We start from the raw sequence: 16,426 nt of genomic DNA on the forward strand, positions 1-16,426 counted from the left end.
GAGTATCTCGTTGACATCGAGGGGGTCGATGGTTCGAATCCATTACCGCCCACCATACATGAAAACCGGTTGTATTATTGCTCTTTGAGTAATGATACAACCGGTTTTTTCTTTTTGCTCTTTTAACGGAGGGAAAATTATTCAAAACTTTTGCGAAAAATGGACTGATTATGGACAAATTATGTCCCGATTATTGCCCTGAATACTTGAAGCAGACACTTGGTGTAAAAATATAATACGATGACAGAACCATCCGATATATCCTATATCGGATGGTTTTTTGTATAGAAAGCGCTTTGTTATCGCCTTTTGTCGGGGGTTTTGTAATGGAAATAGGGACTTTGTTCTTATAGATAAATTGGTAATATGTTGACACACAATATACTTTATTGTCGATAAAATATATATTTTATTTTGTCTATATTTATGTGGTAGAACGGATTTTTTATGGATAATCTTTACAAGTTATTTGTTGTATGATATATTATATCAAAGATTAAAACAATCCACATTAGAAATGAAACAATAATTGGGATTACGGACGTTTTTTTTATATGTTTAAAGTTGACACCTTCAATTGAAAATAAAATAAAACATTTTGTGGAGTGGTTTTATCTATTATAAAGAGTGACATAGTATTTATAAATGTACTTTTATTACATTCCCAATTTTGTTTTGAAGTGTAACTTATCGTTAAAGTGTATACGTTTCATGGAAGAACATCACAGCAGAAAGGGGTGTTGGCAGCCTGATTTGTGCTTGGCGTTTTAACGGGGGACGATTTACCGAGACGGTATTTTTTTTGTTGAAACCGTAAGTCACAAATCATTGACATATCCTGACAGGCCGATGCTTATTGTCAGGGCAGATTCCGAGTACATCCGTTATTTTTTTAGACGAGTTGTTATTGGGATTTAATTAAGGAGGAAGATTTTTTATGAATAAGATCTATAAGGTCGTCTGGAGCAAGGTGAGAAACGCTTACGTCGTCGTTTCTGAACTTGCGAAACGGAATAGTAAAACGAAATCGCAGCACACGGCGCGCGTATCCCACAGCCTGCTCAGCCTGGCTGTCCTAACCAGTTTAGCCGTAGGCGGTACGCTGCTCAATCCCATGTCGGTAGAAGCAGCTAATAGTTGGGGCGCAAGAACCAATTTTGATAATAACACTACGTCCGTAGGTGGTGTAGGTGTAGCGACAGCCGATGGTAAGGGGGCTGTTGCTGTGGGCAATGCAACAGCATCCGGTGAAGATGCCCTTGCTCTCGGTAAGGATGCATCGGCGACCGGTACAGAAACGATTGCTATCGGTGGTGCTACAGCGGCCATTAATTACTCAATTGCAATGGGCGATGGTGCTGTCGCCGGTGGTACTTATTCAGTCGGCGGCGTAACCCAAAGCGGTGCCAATGCCGTTGCTATTGGTAAATCGGCCTTAGCCTACGGCATCAATGATGTCGTAATCGGTGCTAATCAGACTGCTATTGCTCCGACCGAAACTGCAAAGGAAGATACGCCTGAGGGAACGGGCCTCAGCTCAGCTCTTGGTGGCCGTGTCATGATTGGTCATGACAACATTGCTTATGGGCGTGCAGGAAATTCGGTTATTCTAGGTTCAAATAACCGATCGAATGCTATTCATGGTATTGCCATCGGTCAGAATGCGTATGCCGGCCAACCTGATGGGAGTACGCTTGCCTATGAAAATACTATGTCCATCGGTACTAACACTCGTTCATACTCTACGGACGCTATCGCTATTGGTAATAATGCGGTTGCCGGTAATACCGATACTAGCAGAACTTCGTATGACGGTAATGGCCTAGCTGCAGCTGCCATAGGTTCAGCGGCTAAAGCAACTTCGTATCATACGGTAGCCATTGGCGCTACAAGCCAGGCGACGGATATCAGCGCTACCGCTGTCGGTGATGCCGCCATTGCAAGTGCTGTTAGTACTACTGCCGTAGGTAACAGTGCTCAGGCTACGTCCATAGGTTCCCTTGCTGCCGGGGCAGCTGCAACTGCCAGCGATCAATATACTATAGCTGTAGGTAATAGTGCTAAGGCAACGGCTTTACGCTCCATGGCTGTAGGTTATGGTGCTGTGGCTAATGCCGGTGGTGCCCTTGCATTAGGTCGAACAGCTCAAGCTACAAGTACCTACGCTATGGCACAAGGTTACGAAACTACGGCTAGTGGTGCTAGTTCTCTGGCTGTTGGTTATCAAACTACTGCATCTGGCACAAGAAGTATTGCTATTGGTCGATCGGCTGCTTCTGGTGTTGCAAGTACCGGACAAGATACGATTGCTATTGGTTCATATGCTAGTACACAGGCTGCAAATGCAATAGCTATAGGTAATACAGCAACCACCGATTCATCGGCAACCGGATCTATAGCGATTGGTAATACGGCAACTGCAAATGTTGCGAACAGCGTGGCTATCGGTTCCGGTTCTTCTACTACTCGTGCAACGGATACGACCAGTCAAGGTTGGAATAATCAGGACAGCACATGGAGCAGTTGGCTTTCTACAAAAGGTAATGCCGGTACAACCAGTGGCGGTGTCTGGAATAGTACAGCCGGTGTTGTTTCCATCGGTACTGACGGGGCCAGCGGTACTGCGACAACGCGTAAACTTACTGGTTTAGCGGCCGGTCAGTATGATACGGATGCCGTAAATATGAAACAGTGGACCAATACCATGCTGGCTACTACCGGTGATTTCAAAGACAGCAGCTATAGTACAACCTATGGGTCTGACGGAACACCGCGTACGGTTACTAAGCTTTTAAATCAATCCTTGAAGATTACCGGCGGTGTCGACAATACTCTGTACTATCAGTCTGATTTTGCGGCTCAACCTAATATCGGGGCTATTATCAGTGATAATATGGTTACCCTTCGTTTGAATAAAACACTTCGTGGCTTGGAAACGATATATTTAACAAATCCTACTACGGGCAATGGGACAACGCTTAGTGGTAATGGCGTTACTATCAGACCTAAATCCGGTAGTAATGTAACCTTGACTACGGCAGGCCTCAATAACGGCGGCAACAAGATTACCAACGTGGCTACCGGTACGGCCGGCACCGACGGTGTTAACGTAGACCAATTGAATAAGGCCATTGCCGGTGTCAGCACCGGATCCGGTACAACGACTACAGTTACTGTTGAAGGCGGTACGGCAGCCGGTACAAGTGGTACATATACAGGCAATAACTTGCAACTTACATCAACGACTGGGACAGGTACAGCCACTTATGACTTAAAACTTGCCGATAACGTAACATTAGGCAGCACCGGTACCAGTGGTACGGACGGCTCCCTTACGGTGAACGGCAAAGACGGCGAATCCATTGCTATTAACGGTGCTGACGGCTCTATCGCCTTGACCGGCGCTGACGGTTCTACTGCTACTGTAGCAGCCGGTACTGCTGCTAACGACGTAAACGGGACTTCTGTGAACCGTATTACCGTAGGCGGCCAGACTGTGGCTACCTTGAATGATGGTATGGTATACACCGGCGACACCGGTTCTGCGGCCGTTAAGTTAAATAAAACGGTAAATATTGTTGGTGGTGAAACTGATTCCACTAAATTATCTACCGATAACAATATTGGTATTGTTGCGGCTCAAGATGGCGACAATGGCAAATTGACCGTCCGTTTGGCCAAAGATATTACCGGCCTCAATACTGTAGAAGCCGGCGATGCTGTAATTGGTAATCAAGGTGTAACTACAGCCGGTAATGTTGCCCAGGACGGCAGCTATGTGACCGGATTGGATAACACGACTTGGAATGTGACAAATCCTGACATCGTAACCGGTCGTGCAGCGACGGAAGATCAGCTGAAAACTGTAAGTGATGCCGTCGTTGCTGTTACTGACGGCACCAGCGAAAATGCAACGGGTGGTTTTGGCTTGACAGACGACAGCGGCACAGCTGTAAAACAGGACCTGGGCAAGACGATTCAGATTGCCGGTGACGGTAATGTTACAACCACTGCCGGAGACGGTAAAATTACTGTTGGTTTGAGCAATACTGTGGCTCTTGGCGACAAAGGTACTACCGATGGTTCTATGACTGTCAATGGTGCCGATGGTTCTTCCGTTGCAATTAATGGCTCGAACGGTTCTATCGCAATGAACACAGCTGATGGTTCCCCTGTAACCATTCAGGCAGGAACTAGTGCTAACGACGTAACCGGATCGCCGATTAACCGCATCACTGTAGGCGGAGCCACTGTTGCAACGCTCAATGATGGTATGAAATACGGCGGTGACTTCGGTACCGTTTCCAATGTTAAATTGAATAACCAAGTTGATGTAAAAGGTGAAGCAACTACGGAAGCTGACCTCACGACGGGCAACATCGGCGTCGTATCCAGCCAGGCTGGTGACAACGGTCTGCTGACGGTTAAACTCAATAAAGACATCAACTTAGGCTCCACCGGTTCCTTGACCTTTGGCAGCGGCGATAATACGGTAAGCCTTTCTAACAGCGGCCTCAATAACGGCGGCAATAAGATTACCAATGTTGCAACTGGTACAGATGGTACGGATGCTGTCAATGTCGATCAGTTGACCAAGGCCATCGCAGGCGTAAGTGCCGGTGAAGGCAGCAAGACGAACCTTACGGTTGAAGGCGGCACCGCAGCCGATACAAATGGCAACTATGCAGGCAGCAACTTGCAGATTACTGAAAAACAGAAACGACCGGTGCTACGACTTATGACGTGAAACTGGCTGATAACCTTACCTTAGGCAGTGCAGCCGACAGTGCAGCCGGCACAGAAGGGACGGACAGCTCTATTACCGTTAACGGTAAAGACGGTTCTGCCGTGGCTATTAACGGTGCTGACGGCTCTATCGCTTTGAATACGGCTGACGGTTCGCCGGTTACCATTCAAGCAGGAACGAGTGCTAATAACTTGGCCGGTAATCCTGTTGATCGTATTACCGTAGGCGGTCAGACGGTTGCGACTATGAGCGACGGCCTTAAATTTGCCGGCGATGACGGTCAGAGTGATACAACCAAAATTATTCCTAAGACACTTAATGAAAAATTAGATATTGTTGGCGGTGCTGAAGGCGAATTGACGGACAAAAATATTGGCGTCAACAACGTTAACGGCCAATTAAAAGTTCAGTTAGTCAAAGACGTCGACCTTGGCTCTACCGGTTCCTTAACCCTGGGGAATACCGTAGTCAATAACAATGGCATTACCATTACCCCGGCTACGGGCGATCCGGTATCCTTGACCGGTTCCGGTCTCGATAACGGCAACAATGTCATCAGTAATGTGGCTACCGGTGTTAAAGGCACCGATGCTGTCAATGTCGATCAGTTGACAAAAGCGATTCAGGAGGTCAACGCCGGTGAAGGCAGTAAGACGCACCTTACGGTTGAAGGTGGCACTGCAGCCGGTACAGGTGGCAACTATGCGGGCAGTAACTTGCAGGTAGCCGAAAAGACAGAAACCAATGAATCTACAACTTATGACGTGAAACTGGCTGATAACCTTACTTTAGGTAGTGCAGGTACAGACGGCGTTGATGGTTCTGTTACAGTTAACGGCAAGGACGGATCTTCCGTAGCTGTTAATGGTGCTGATGGTTCTATCACAGCGAAAGGTACCGACGGTTCTGCCGTAGCTATTAACGGTGCCGACGGCTCTATCGGTTTGACTGGCTCCAACGGTACGACCACTACCATTAAAGGCGGCACCAGTGCCAATGACGTAAACGGCAATGCCGTTGATCGTATCACTGTAGGCGACCAGACCGTTGCTACTTTGAATGACGGCATGGTATATACCGGTGACACCGGCTCTGCTGTCGTTAAATTGAATAAGACCGTCAATATCGTCGGTGGGGAAACGGATGCTTCCAAGTTATCTACGGACAACAACATCGGCATTGTGGCCGCACAAGACGGCGACAATGGTAAATTGACCGTTCGCCTGGCTAAAGATATTACCGGTTTGAATACGGTCACAGCCGGCGATGCTACTATCGGTACTCAGACAGAAACTACGGCTAGTGGTGTTGCTCAAACGGGCAGCTATGTAACCGGGTTAGACAATACCGAATGGAATGTGGCTAATCCTGATATCGTAACCGGTCGTGCAGCTACGGAAGATCAGTTGAAGACCGTAAGTGATGCCGTCACTGCCGTTTCTGACGGCACCAGTGTAAACGCAACCGGTGGCTTTGGCCTCGCTGACGGCAGCGGTACAACGGTTAAGCAGGACCTCGGCAAGACGATTACCGTTAAAGGCGGCGTCACTGATGGAACGGCTACGACCGAAAATCCGACTGGTACGTCTAACATCACGACAACCGTTAAAGACGGAGCCCTTGAAGTCAGCTTGAATAAGGATCTCGACTTAGGATCGACCGGTTCGGTAACCACCGGCAACACCGTCATCAACAATGACGGCGTGAAAGTCGGTGATACGGCCCTTACGACAGGTGGCTTGACCATCACTAACGGTCCGTCTGTCACAACCGGCGGTATCGATGCAGGCAGCAAGCAAATCACTAATGTAGCCAGCGGTTCCGATGGTACCGATGCCGAAGGCAATAAGACATACAATACAGATACGAATGCAGCTAATATCGGCGATATTAAAAATATCACGAATACCACGGTAAATAATGCGAAAACCGAATTGACCAATAAGGGCTTGGATTTCACAGCCGATAGTGGCGATGCCGTACACCGTAACTTAGGGGAAACCTTAAACATTGCCGGTGACGGCAACATTACGACTACCAGTGATGCAGCCAATGGCAAAATCACCGTAGGCTTGAGCAATACGCTTGCCCTTGGTGAAAAGGCAAGTGAAGACGGCACTACTGAAGGTACAGACAGCTCTATTACTGTTAATGGTAAAGACGGTTCCGCGGTAGCTATTAACGGTGCTGACGGCTCTATCGCTTTGAATACCGGTTCCGGCTCTCTTGTAAACATCGCAGCGGGCACTCAAGTTAATAACCTGGCAGGTACTCCCATCGATCGTATTACCGTAGGTGGGGCTACCGTAGCAACACTTGATGACGGCATGAAATACGGCGGTGATTTCGGTACAGTTTCCAATGTCAAATTGAATAATCAAGTTGATGTCAAGGGCGAAGCCACGACAGAAGCTGACCTCACGACGGGCAACATCGGCGTCGTATCCAGTCAGGCTGGCGACAACGGCCTGTTAGTCGTGAAACTCAATAAAGACATCAACTTAGGTGAAAACGGTTCGGTAACTACAGGCAACACCGTTGTTAATAACAGCGGTTTAACCATCACCAATGGTCCGTCTGTCACGACTGGCGGTATTAGTGCAGGCGGTAAAAAGATTACCGATGTGGCTACCGGTACAGATGGTACAGATGCTGTTAACGTAGCTCAGTTAGAAGATAGAATTAGCAAGATTACTATTGGCGAATCAAAAACAACCGAAGTTACGGTCGAAGGTGGTACGGCTGCACCGACTAATGGAACCTATGCGGGGGACAACCTGCAGGTGAAAGCAGGGACGACAGCCAATGGTTCACCGACTTATGATGTGAAACTTGCTGATAAGATTACTTTAGGTGAAGCAGCAGATAGTGAAGCCGGTACAACCGGTACTGACAGCTCTATTACCCTAAATGGCGCTAACGGGTCTTCCGTAGCTGTCAATGGTGCTGATGGTTCTGTTACTGCTAAAGGAACAGACGGCTCGGCCGTAGCTATTAATGGCTCCAACGGCTCTATTGTACTCAATACCGGTTCCGGTTCGCCGGTAACCATCCAAGCCGGCACCAGTGCAGATAACTTAGCCGGCACATCCGTTGACCGTATTTCTGTAGGCGGCCAGACGGTTGCTACCATGAGCGACGGTCTGAAATACGCCGGTGATGACGGCCAGACCGATACGACGAAAGTCATTGCTAAGAACCTCAACGAACAGCTTGATATCGTTGGCGGTGCTGATGCAACTAAGCTGACGGACAACAACATTGGCGTCAATAACGTTAACGGCCAGTTAAAAGTCCAATTAATCAAAGACATCAACTTAGGCGATACCGGTTCTGTAAGCGTCGGTACGGCAGTCTTGGGTAACCAGACTGTAACCACGGCTGGCGGTGTATCTCAGACAGGAACCTACTTAACAGGTTTAGGAAATACAGCCTGGGATACGTCGAATCCGGATGCCGTAACGGGGCGAGCTGCCACGGAAGATCAGCTCAAAGCGGTCAACGATAAAGTGAATGCCATTTCGACCGGTACCGGTGCCTTCGGCTTGACTGATGATGATGGAAAAAAAGTTACACAAAGCCTTGGCGAAACGATTCAAGTCGCCGGCGATGGTCAGAATATCACGACCACAGCCGATGCTGCGAACGGTAAAATTACCGTAGCCTTGAGCAACGATATCTCCATCGGTGCGAAAGACGGTGCTGACGGAACAGACGGCGTCGACGGTAAGATTGGTGTCAACGGTAAAGACGGCTCGTCTGTCGTTATCAACGGCAAAGATGGTTCCATCGGCTTGACCGGCCCTGCCGGAGCTGACGGAACGCCGGGCACGACGGTTACTATTACCGCCGGACCTAGCGTCAACGACGTAACCGGAACTCCGGTAGATAGAATTACTGCCGGCGGCCAGAACCTTGCTACCTTGAGCGACGGCATGAAATACGGCGGTGATTTCGGTACCGTTTCTAAGGTAAAACTGAACAATCAGGTCAATGTGAAAGGCGAAGCAACGTCTGAAGCCAACCTCACGACAGGCAACATCGGTGTCGTATCCAGCCAGGATGGCGACAACGGCCTGTTGACGGTTAAGCTCAATAAAGACATCAACTTAGGTTCTACCGGTTCCGTTACCGTAGGGAATACCGTCGTCACCAATATCGGTATGACCATCGGCAGCGGCGATACAGCCGTAAGCCTCACTAACGGCGGCCTCAACAATGGCGGCAATCAGATTACTAAAGTAGGCAGCGGTTCCGATGGCGTTGATGCTGACGGCAACCCGACTTACAATACCGATACTAACGGAGCCAACATCGGTGATATTAAAAACATCACTGAAACGGCTAAATCCGACTTGACCAATAAAGGCATGGACTTCACAGCTGACAGTGGTGAAACCGTACATCGTGACTTGGGCGAAGCCCTTGGCATCGTAGGAGACGGTCAGAACATCACGACTACAGCTGATGCTGAAAACGGTAAGATTACCGTAGGCCTGAGCAATGATCTCTCTATCGGTACCAAAGGTGCTGACGGTAAAGATGGTGTGGACGGTTCGATTGGCGTCAACGGTAAAGACGGTTCGTCCGTCGTTATCAACGGCACGGACGGTATCTCCGTCAAAGGTGCTGACGGCAAAGATGGTGTCACCATTACCGGTAAAGACGGTGTCGATGGTGTCGACGGCGCCGAAGGCCACATCGGCCTCAATGGCAAAGACGGCATGACCGACATCTATACGACTCCGGGACAGCCTGGCGTCAATGGCAAAGACGGTGAAACGATGACTCGTATCATCTACACCGACCCGAATGGTGCAAATCATGAAGTGGCCACCCTCGATGACGGCATGAAGTATACCGGTGACTCCGGTTCTGCCGCTGTCAAACTGAATAAGACCGTCAATATCGTCGGCGGAGAAACGGATTCTTCGAAGTTATCTACCGACAACAACATTGGCGTTGTAGCTTCTCAAGACAGCGACAATGCGAAATTGACGGTTCAGTTAGCCAAAGATATTAAAGGCTTGAACACGGTTACAGCCGGCGATGCTACTATCGGTAATCAGACTGAAACTACAGCCGGCGGAGAAGCTCAAACGGGCAGCTATGTAACCGGTTTGGATAACACCAGCTGGAATGTGGCTGACCCTGATATCGTAAGCGGTCGTGCAGCTACGGAAGATCAGCTCAAGACTGTCAGTGATGCTGTAAAAGCTGCTTCCGACGGTACCAGTGAAAACGCAACGGGCGGCTTCGGCTTGACCGATGACAGCGGTACCGCTGTTAAGCAAGATCTGGGCAAGACGATTCAGATTGCCGGTGACGGTCAGAACATCACGACCACGGCTGATGCCAAAAACGGTAAGATTACCGTAGCCTTGAGCAATGATCTCTCTATCGGTACCAAGGGTGCTGACGGAACAGACGGCGTCGACGGCAAGATTGGCGTCAACGGTAAAGACGGTTCGTCCGTCGTCATCAACGGCGCTGACGGCTCTATCGGCTTGACCGGCCCTGCCGGAGCTGACGGAACGCAGCCAACGGTTACTATTGCAGCCGGCGGTAGCGTTAATAACGTAGACGGCACTCCTGTAGATAGAATTATCGCAGGCGGCCAGACCATCGCTACCATGAGTGACGGTCAGAAGTACGCCGGGGATAATGCTAAGGAAGATGGCACGAATGTCATCGCTAAGAAACTCAACGAACAATTAGATATCGTTGGCGGTGCTGATGCGACCAAACTGACGGAAAACAATATTGGCGTCAATAACGTCAATGGTCAGTTGAAAGTCCAGTTGGCACAGAATATCGACCTGGGTAAAGACGGTTCCGTCACAACAGGTGCTACGGTTATCAATAACGACGGTGTTACCATTACGCCGACTACGGGTAACCCTGTAACCTTGACGGGCACGGGTCTCAACAACGGCGGCAATAAAATTACTAACGTTGGCGCCGGTACGGCAGACTCGGATGCCGTCAATTACGGCCAGTTAAAAGCTGCCGCTACGGCAGTCACCGTTGAAGGTGGTACCGCAGCAGGTACGACTGACTATGCAGGCAGCAACCTGAAACTGAAAGCCACTACCGTTGGTGATAAGACGACCTATGACCTGAAACTGGCTGACAACCTCTCTATCGGTACGAAAGGTGAAGATGGTGCTGACGGCTCGATTGGCGTCAATGGTAAAGACGGCTCGTCCGTCGTTATCAACGGCACGGACGGTATTTCCGTCAAAGGTGCTGACGGCAAAGACGGTGTCACCATCAGCGGTAAAGACGGTGTCGATGGCGTCGACGGCGCCGAAGGCCATATCGGCCTCAACGGCAAAGACGGCATGACCGACATCTATACCACTCCGGGACAAGCCGGCGTCAATGGCCAAGATGGAGACACCATGACTCGTATCATCTACACCGATCCGGAAGGCACGAACCATCAGGTAGCAACCCTTGATGACGGTATGAAGTATACCGGTGACTCCGGTTCTGCCGCTGTCAAGCTGAATAAGACCGTCAATATCGTTGGCGGACAAACGGAGGCTTCCAAATTATCTACCGACGCTAACATCGGTGTTGTAGCCTCTCAAGATGGTGACAATGCTAAGTTGACGGTTCAGTTGGCCAAAGATATTACCGGCCTGAATACCGTAGAAGCCGGCACCGCTGTAATCGGTAACCAAGGGGTCGTTACAGCCGGTAAAGTTGCTGAAGACGGCAGCTTTGTAACCGGTTTGGACAACACCGAATGGAATGTGGCCAATCCGGATATCGTAAGCGGTCGTGCAGCTACGGAAGATCAGCTCAAGACCGTAAGCGATGCTGTCAAGGCTGTTTCCGATGGTACCAGTGACAATGCAACGGGCGGCTTCGGCTTGACCGATGACAACGGCGACGCTGTTAAGCAGGACCTTGGCAAGACGATTCAGATTGCCGGTGACGGTCAGAATATCACGACGACGGCCGATGCTGAAAACGGCAAGATTACCGTAGGCTTAAGCGATAACCTCTCTATCGGTGCGAAAGATGGCACGAATGGATCTATCGGTGTTAACGGCAGCGATGGAAACAGCGTAGCTATCGACGGCAACGACGGTATCTCCATTAAAGGTGAAAACGGTAAAGCCGGCGTCAGCATTACCGGTAAAGACGGTGTCGATGGCGTCGACGGCCTGGAAGGCCATATCGGCCTCAATGGCAAAGACGGCATGACCGACATCTATACCACTCCGGGACAAGCCGGCGTTAATGGCCAGCCTGGTGACACGATGACTCGCATCATCTACACCGATCCTGAAGGTAATGACCATCAGGTGGCAACTCTCGATGACGGCATGAAATACGGCGGTGACTTCGGCACTGCTTCTGCCGTGAAACTGAACAATCAGGTCAAGGTGAAGGGCAATGCCACGAATGAAGCCGACCTCACCGATGGCAACATCGGCGTCGTATCCAGCCAGGATGGTGACAATGGTCTGTTAACGGTTAAGCTCAATAAAGACCTGAACCTCGGCTCCACCGGTTCCGTCACCATGGGTAACACCGTAATCAACAACGGCGGGGTTACTATCAATGGCGGTACAAATTCGGTAACCCTTACCAATAAAGGTCTGGACAACGGCGGCAACCAGATCGTCAATGTAGCCAGCGGTATAGACGGCAAAACCTATGATACGTCGGTAACCGGTCAGGAAAACTACAACAACGCGGCTAGTGTTGGCGATTTGAACAAAGTTGTCAACAACGTTACCAATGCTGACAATGGCGGCGGCTTCGTCTTAGGTGCTGACGACAGCAAAACTGTAAAACAGAACTTAGGCGGCACGATCAACATCGCCGGTGATGGTAATACCGTAACATCCGTTAAAGATGGCAAGATTGAAGTTGGCTTAAATAAAGATGTCGACCTTGGTACAGATGGCTCTATCGCCGCCGGCAATACGACCATCGATAAAGATGGCGTTTCTACCGACAAGATTGCCATTAAAGATTCTGGCATCTCCATCGATAAAGATGGCATCAATGCCGGAAATACGGTAATCAAGGACGTAGGCAGCGGTCTTGGAAATACTTATGACACGTCTGTAGCCGGTCAGGAAAACTACAACAACGGTGCGAATATCGGTGACGTTTACAACATTGCGAAAGGTCAAGCCGACGCAGTGAAAGCTCAGTCCGGTAAGAACATCACTGTAGATCCTGACACTAACAAGGTTAATCTGAATGACAACATCACCTTAGGTGATAACAATGATGCTTCCAAGCAGGTCAATATCGACGGCAACGGGGCAACCGTTACGGCCGGCAGCGGCGACAACCAGGTCAAACTGGATGGCTCTAAGGGCCAGATTTCCGCAGGCGGTGCCGTTCTGGGCAACCAGGAAAACACGGCAGGCGACAGCAATCCGGCAACGGGCAACTACCTCACAGGCTTGGATAATACTACCTGGGATGGCAAGAATATCCAGTCCGGCCGTGCTGCCACCGAAGATCAGCTGAAAGTCGTAGATGACAAGGTCAGCAAAGGCCGTGTATTCCAAGGCGATGATGGAGCAGACAACAGCGTCACTGTAGGCCTCGGCGATACGTTGAAACTCAACGGCGGTGCCGATACGTCTAAACTGTCCAGCGGCAACATCGGTGTTGTGAAGAACAGCAGCGGTGACGGCCTCGACATCAAGCTGGCCAAGGACTTGAAAGACCTTGACAGTGTGACTACAGGCAACACGACGATTAATGACAACGGTGTCACCATCAAGACCGTAGACAGCGACCGCACGATTACCATTCAAGACAGCAATGTCAACATGGGCAACAACGTCGTAAGCGGTGTTGCTGACGGCACGGTAGCTCCCGGCTCGACGGAAGCTATCAATGGCGGTCAATTGGCCCTGCGCGACCAGGCTATCAATAACCTGGGTGGGGAAGTCAATAAACTGGATAACCGCATCAACCGCGTCGGTGCCGGTGCAGCCGCTCTGGCAGCCCTCCATCCGCAGGACTTCGATCCCGATGATAAATGGGATTTCGCCTTTGGCTATGGCCACTATCGCGGCGCTAACGCCGGTGCTTTCGGTGCCTTCTACAAACCGAACGAAGATACCACCTTCTCGGTCGGCGGCACCATCGGCGGCGGTGAAAATATGATCAATGCCGGTGTTTCCTTCAAGTTAGGTCAGGGCAACAACGTATCGAATTCTCGCGTCGGCATGGCCAAGGAAATCAAACACCTCCGTGATGACGTAGCTAAACTGGAAGACATCGTCAATCGTCAGAGTCAAATGATCAATCAGTTGACCGGCCAGAATCCTGGTACGATTGAGTCCAAGGGCAGCGAACTCTTCCCGGATGTTCCGGCCAACCACTGGGCTTACGAATACGTCACGAAACTTCATCAGCTGGGCATCATTGAAGGCTATCCGGATGGAAACTTCGATGGTAACCGCATGATGACCCGTTACGAATTCGCTGCGGTTGTCTATCGTGCCATCATGGCAGGAGCTGCCTCGAATGCAGCCCTTCAGGGCGATGATACGTTGGATCGCTTGGCCAACGAATTCTCTGCAGAACTGAAGTACATCCGCATCGACACGGTCGCTAAGGATAAAGACGGGAAACCGACCATCCAGCGTGTCCGCATCGTTCCGGAAAACAAGCAAAACTAATCCTGTTCCTATGGATATCTTTTAAGAATCTTCTGATTCGCATGTGAAGTTGCGGCTGTCTTTTGGCAGCCGCAATTTTTTTGCAGATATAAGTACTGCAGCTTTTAGGAATCAAAAAAAGAGGCCCTGTGTTCTCCGATACCGACAAGACGGTGTAGGGAGGCACAGGGCCTTTTTGCAGTATGCTATTTAGAAGGTTTGTCTCTTTGCAAGGGGACTTAGTCGATGGAAATCAACTGATACTTGTCATTTCCCATTTTTAACTGCCGCATGGCCGTCAATTGGTGTAGGCCGTGGCGGGATTCGATGCGTTCTACCAGGTCGTGTTTATCTTTTTCCGGCTGGGCATAGACCATGTCTACGCTGGCCTGGTCGATGGCCAGGATATCTGTCGAGGCCATCATGCCTAAGTCGGGGATGACAGGTTTAGCAGCCGAAGTGCCGGCGCAGTCGCAGTCGACGGACATGGCGCGCAGGACGTTGAGGAAGACGATGTGTTTTCCGAAGTAGTCACAAATAGCCTTGCCGCAGTCGGCCATGTTTTCCATAAAGCCTTCTTCGAGGACCATGTTGTCCGACCAGTCAGAGCCGATAGGAGCCCGCGATTCATGGAAGGCGTGGACCTGCCGCTTGCCGACCTGTCCGTCTGCGCAGCCGATGGCGATATTTTTTAACGAGCCGCCGTAGCCGCCCATGGCGTGGCCCTTGAAATGGGTCAGGACGATCATGGAGTCGTAATTGGTGATGTTGCGGCCTAAGGATACTTCCGAGAAATGAAGGCCGTTTCGGACGGGCATCATGACGTTGCCCTTTTCATCTAAAATGTCGACGGGGCAGAAATTCCAGCCGTTGACTTCTAAGGTCCGACGATGTTTTTCCGTCGTATCACGGTCGCCTGGGTAGAGGGTGTTCGTTTCGACAATGCTGCTGTCAGGAACCTGGGCCTGGAAGGCTTTTACCATATCCCGAGGCAGGATGTACGGGCCGTGCTGTTCGCCCGTGTGGACTTTGATGGCCGTCTTGCCGTAAATGCCTTCATTGACCTTTTGGTACAACTTAATAAGGTGTTCGGCGTCGATGTGCTTGGTGTAATAGACCTTGGCATAGGAACCGGGCTGATCGGGTGTGGCCGGCGTTTCTTTGCTGCCGACGACGGGGGCCTGGGCCATGGCGGGCAGGATATTGGCTTTGCCCAAAGCGAGGCCGAGGGCGGCACTGCCGGCTAATTTTAAGAAGCTGCGCCGAGTTATACTTTCCATAATAGATGACCTCCTGTAAGATAACCGGCGTCAAAGCCTGCAAAGGGTGAAAAAAGGCCCTCGGTGCTCTGGCAGACGTTTTGCAAAAGAAATGGCGTCGGCGATTTTTTTGTGAAATTTTTGAAATGTCGACTCTTCTTGGTTGAAAAGGAGCTATATAATTAAAATTTTCCTTCGTCGTATAACTTGATTTTCCAGTCCAAGTGGCTCAAGGCGTCTTGGATGTCCTGCAAGTTGCTCTGGAGTTGTTTTCGTTCATTGACTAAAATTTCTCGCCGTTCCTTGCGAGTAGCGTCTCCCTGTTCGAAGAGCTCCATATAACGCGTCAGGCCGGAGATAGAGACGTTGGCTGCCCGCATGCACTTGATGAAGGCAATGCTTTTGCAGTTTTCTTCGCTGTAGTCGCGGACGCCGTTCTTATCGCGGGGCACGTTGCGGATGAGTCCGATTTTTTCGTAGTAACGAAGCGTGTCCGGCGAAATCTTTAATTGTTCACTTACATCTTTTATTTTCAAGGTAGTCCCTCCTTTTGATTTACATTATAGCTATTGGAGTCGTCTCTAAGTCAAGGCGAAAAAATAAATTATAGGATAGTTTTTTGATGCCCATCATTTTACGGTGATGCCGGGGGCCGGATATTGAAAGAGAAATATTAAGAATAAGATTTCCGTGAAGACAATCAGATAGGCTGGGGAAGCATTGGTGATGAGACAACGACTGTCGATTTTGGCGATTCTTGATTGTTCTTG

4 protein-coding genes are annotated in these 16,426 nt (G+C 49.8%); 2 read left to right on the top strand and 2 right to left on the bottom strand.

Going from position 1 to position 16,426, the window contains the following annotated elements:
* The first annotated feature begins 937 nt into the window (after window positions 1–937).
* Together QZQ46_RS10565 and QZQ46_RS01360 are read left to right on the top strand one after the other, a co-directional pair.
* A complete protein-coding gene (locus QZQ46_RS10565; RefSeq protein ID WP_298014579.1) occupies window positions 938–4,747 on the top strand; it encodes an ESPR-type extended signal peptide-containing protein in 3,810 nt (1,269 codons plus the stop codon).
* Window positions 4,744–14,418, top strand: a complete 9,675-nt coding sequence (locus QZQ46_RS01360) for an S-layer homology domain-containing protein (RefSeq protein ID WP_296826171.1) — start codon at window positions 4,744–4,746, stop codon at window positions 14,416–14,418. Before QZQ46_RS10565 ends, QZQ46_RS01360 begins: the two co-directional genes overlap by 4 nt.
* A 218-nt stretch (window positions 14,419–14,636) precedes the next feature.
* Here QZQ46_RS01360 and QZQ46_RS01365 read toward each other — a convergent pair whose 3' ends face one another.
* Entirely contained in the window at window positions 14,637–15,677 is a 1,041-nt protein-coding gene (locus QZQ46_RS01365; protein ID WP_296826172.1) for a DUF362 domain-containing protein, read from the bottom strand.
* Between the two features lie 161 nt (window positions 15,678–15,838).
* The gene (locus QZQ46_RS01370) at window positions 15,839–16,192 is read right to left on the bottom strand and encodes a MerR family transcriptional regulator (RefSeq protein WP_296826173.1); all 354 of its coding nucleotides are present in this window, start codon (window positions 16,190–16,192) and stop codon (window positions 15,839–15,841) included.
* Between the last annotated feature and the right edge of the window lie 234 nt (window positions 16,193–16,426).

It is taken from the genome of uncultured Megasphaera sp. (assembly GCF_900539295.1).
Taxonomy (GTDB): Bacteria; Bacillota; Negativicutes; order Veillonellales; family Megasphaeraceae; genus Megasphaera.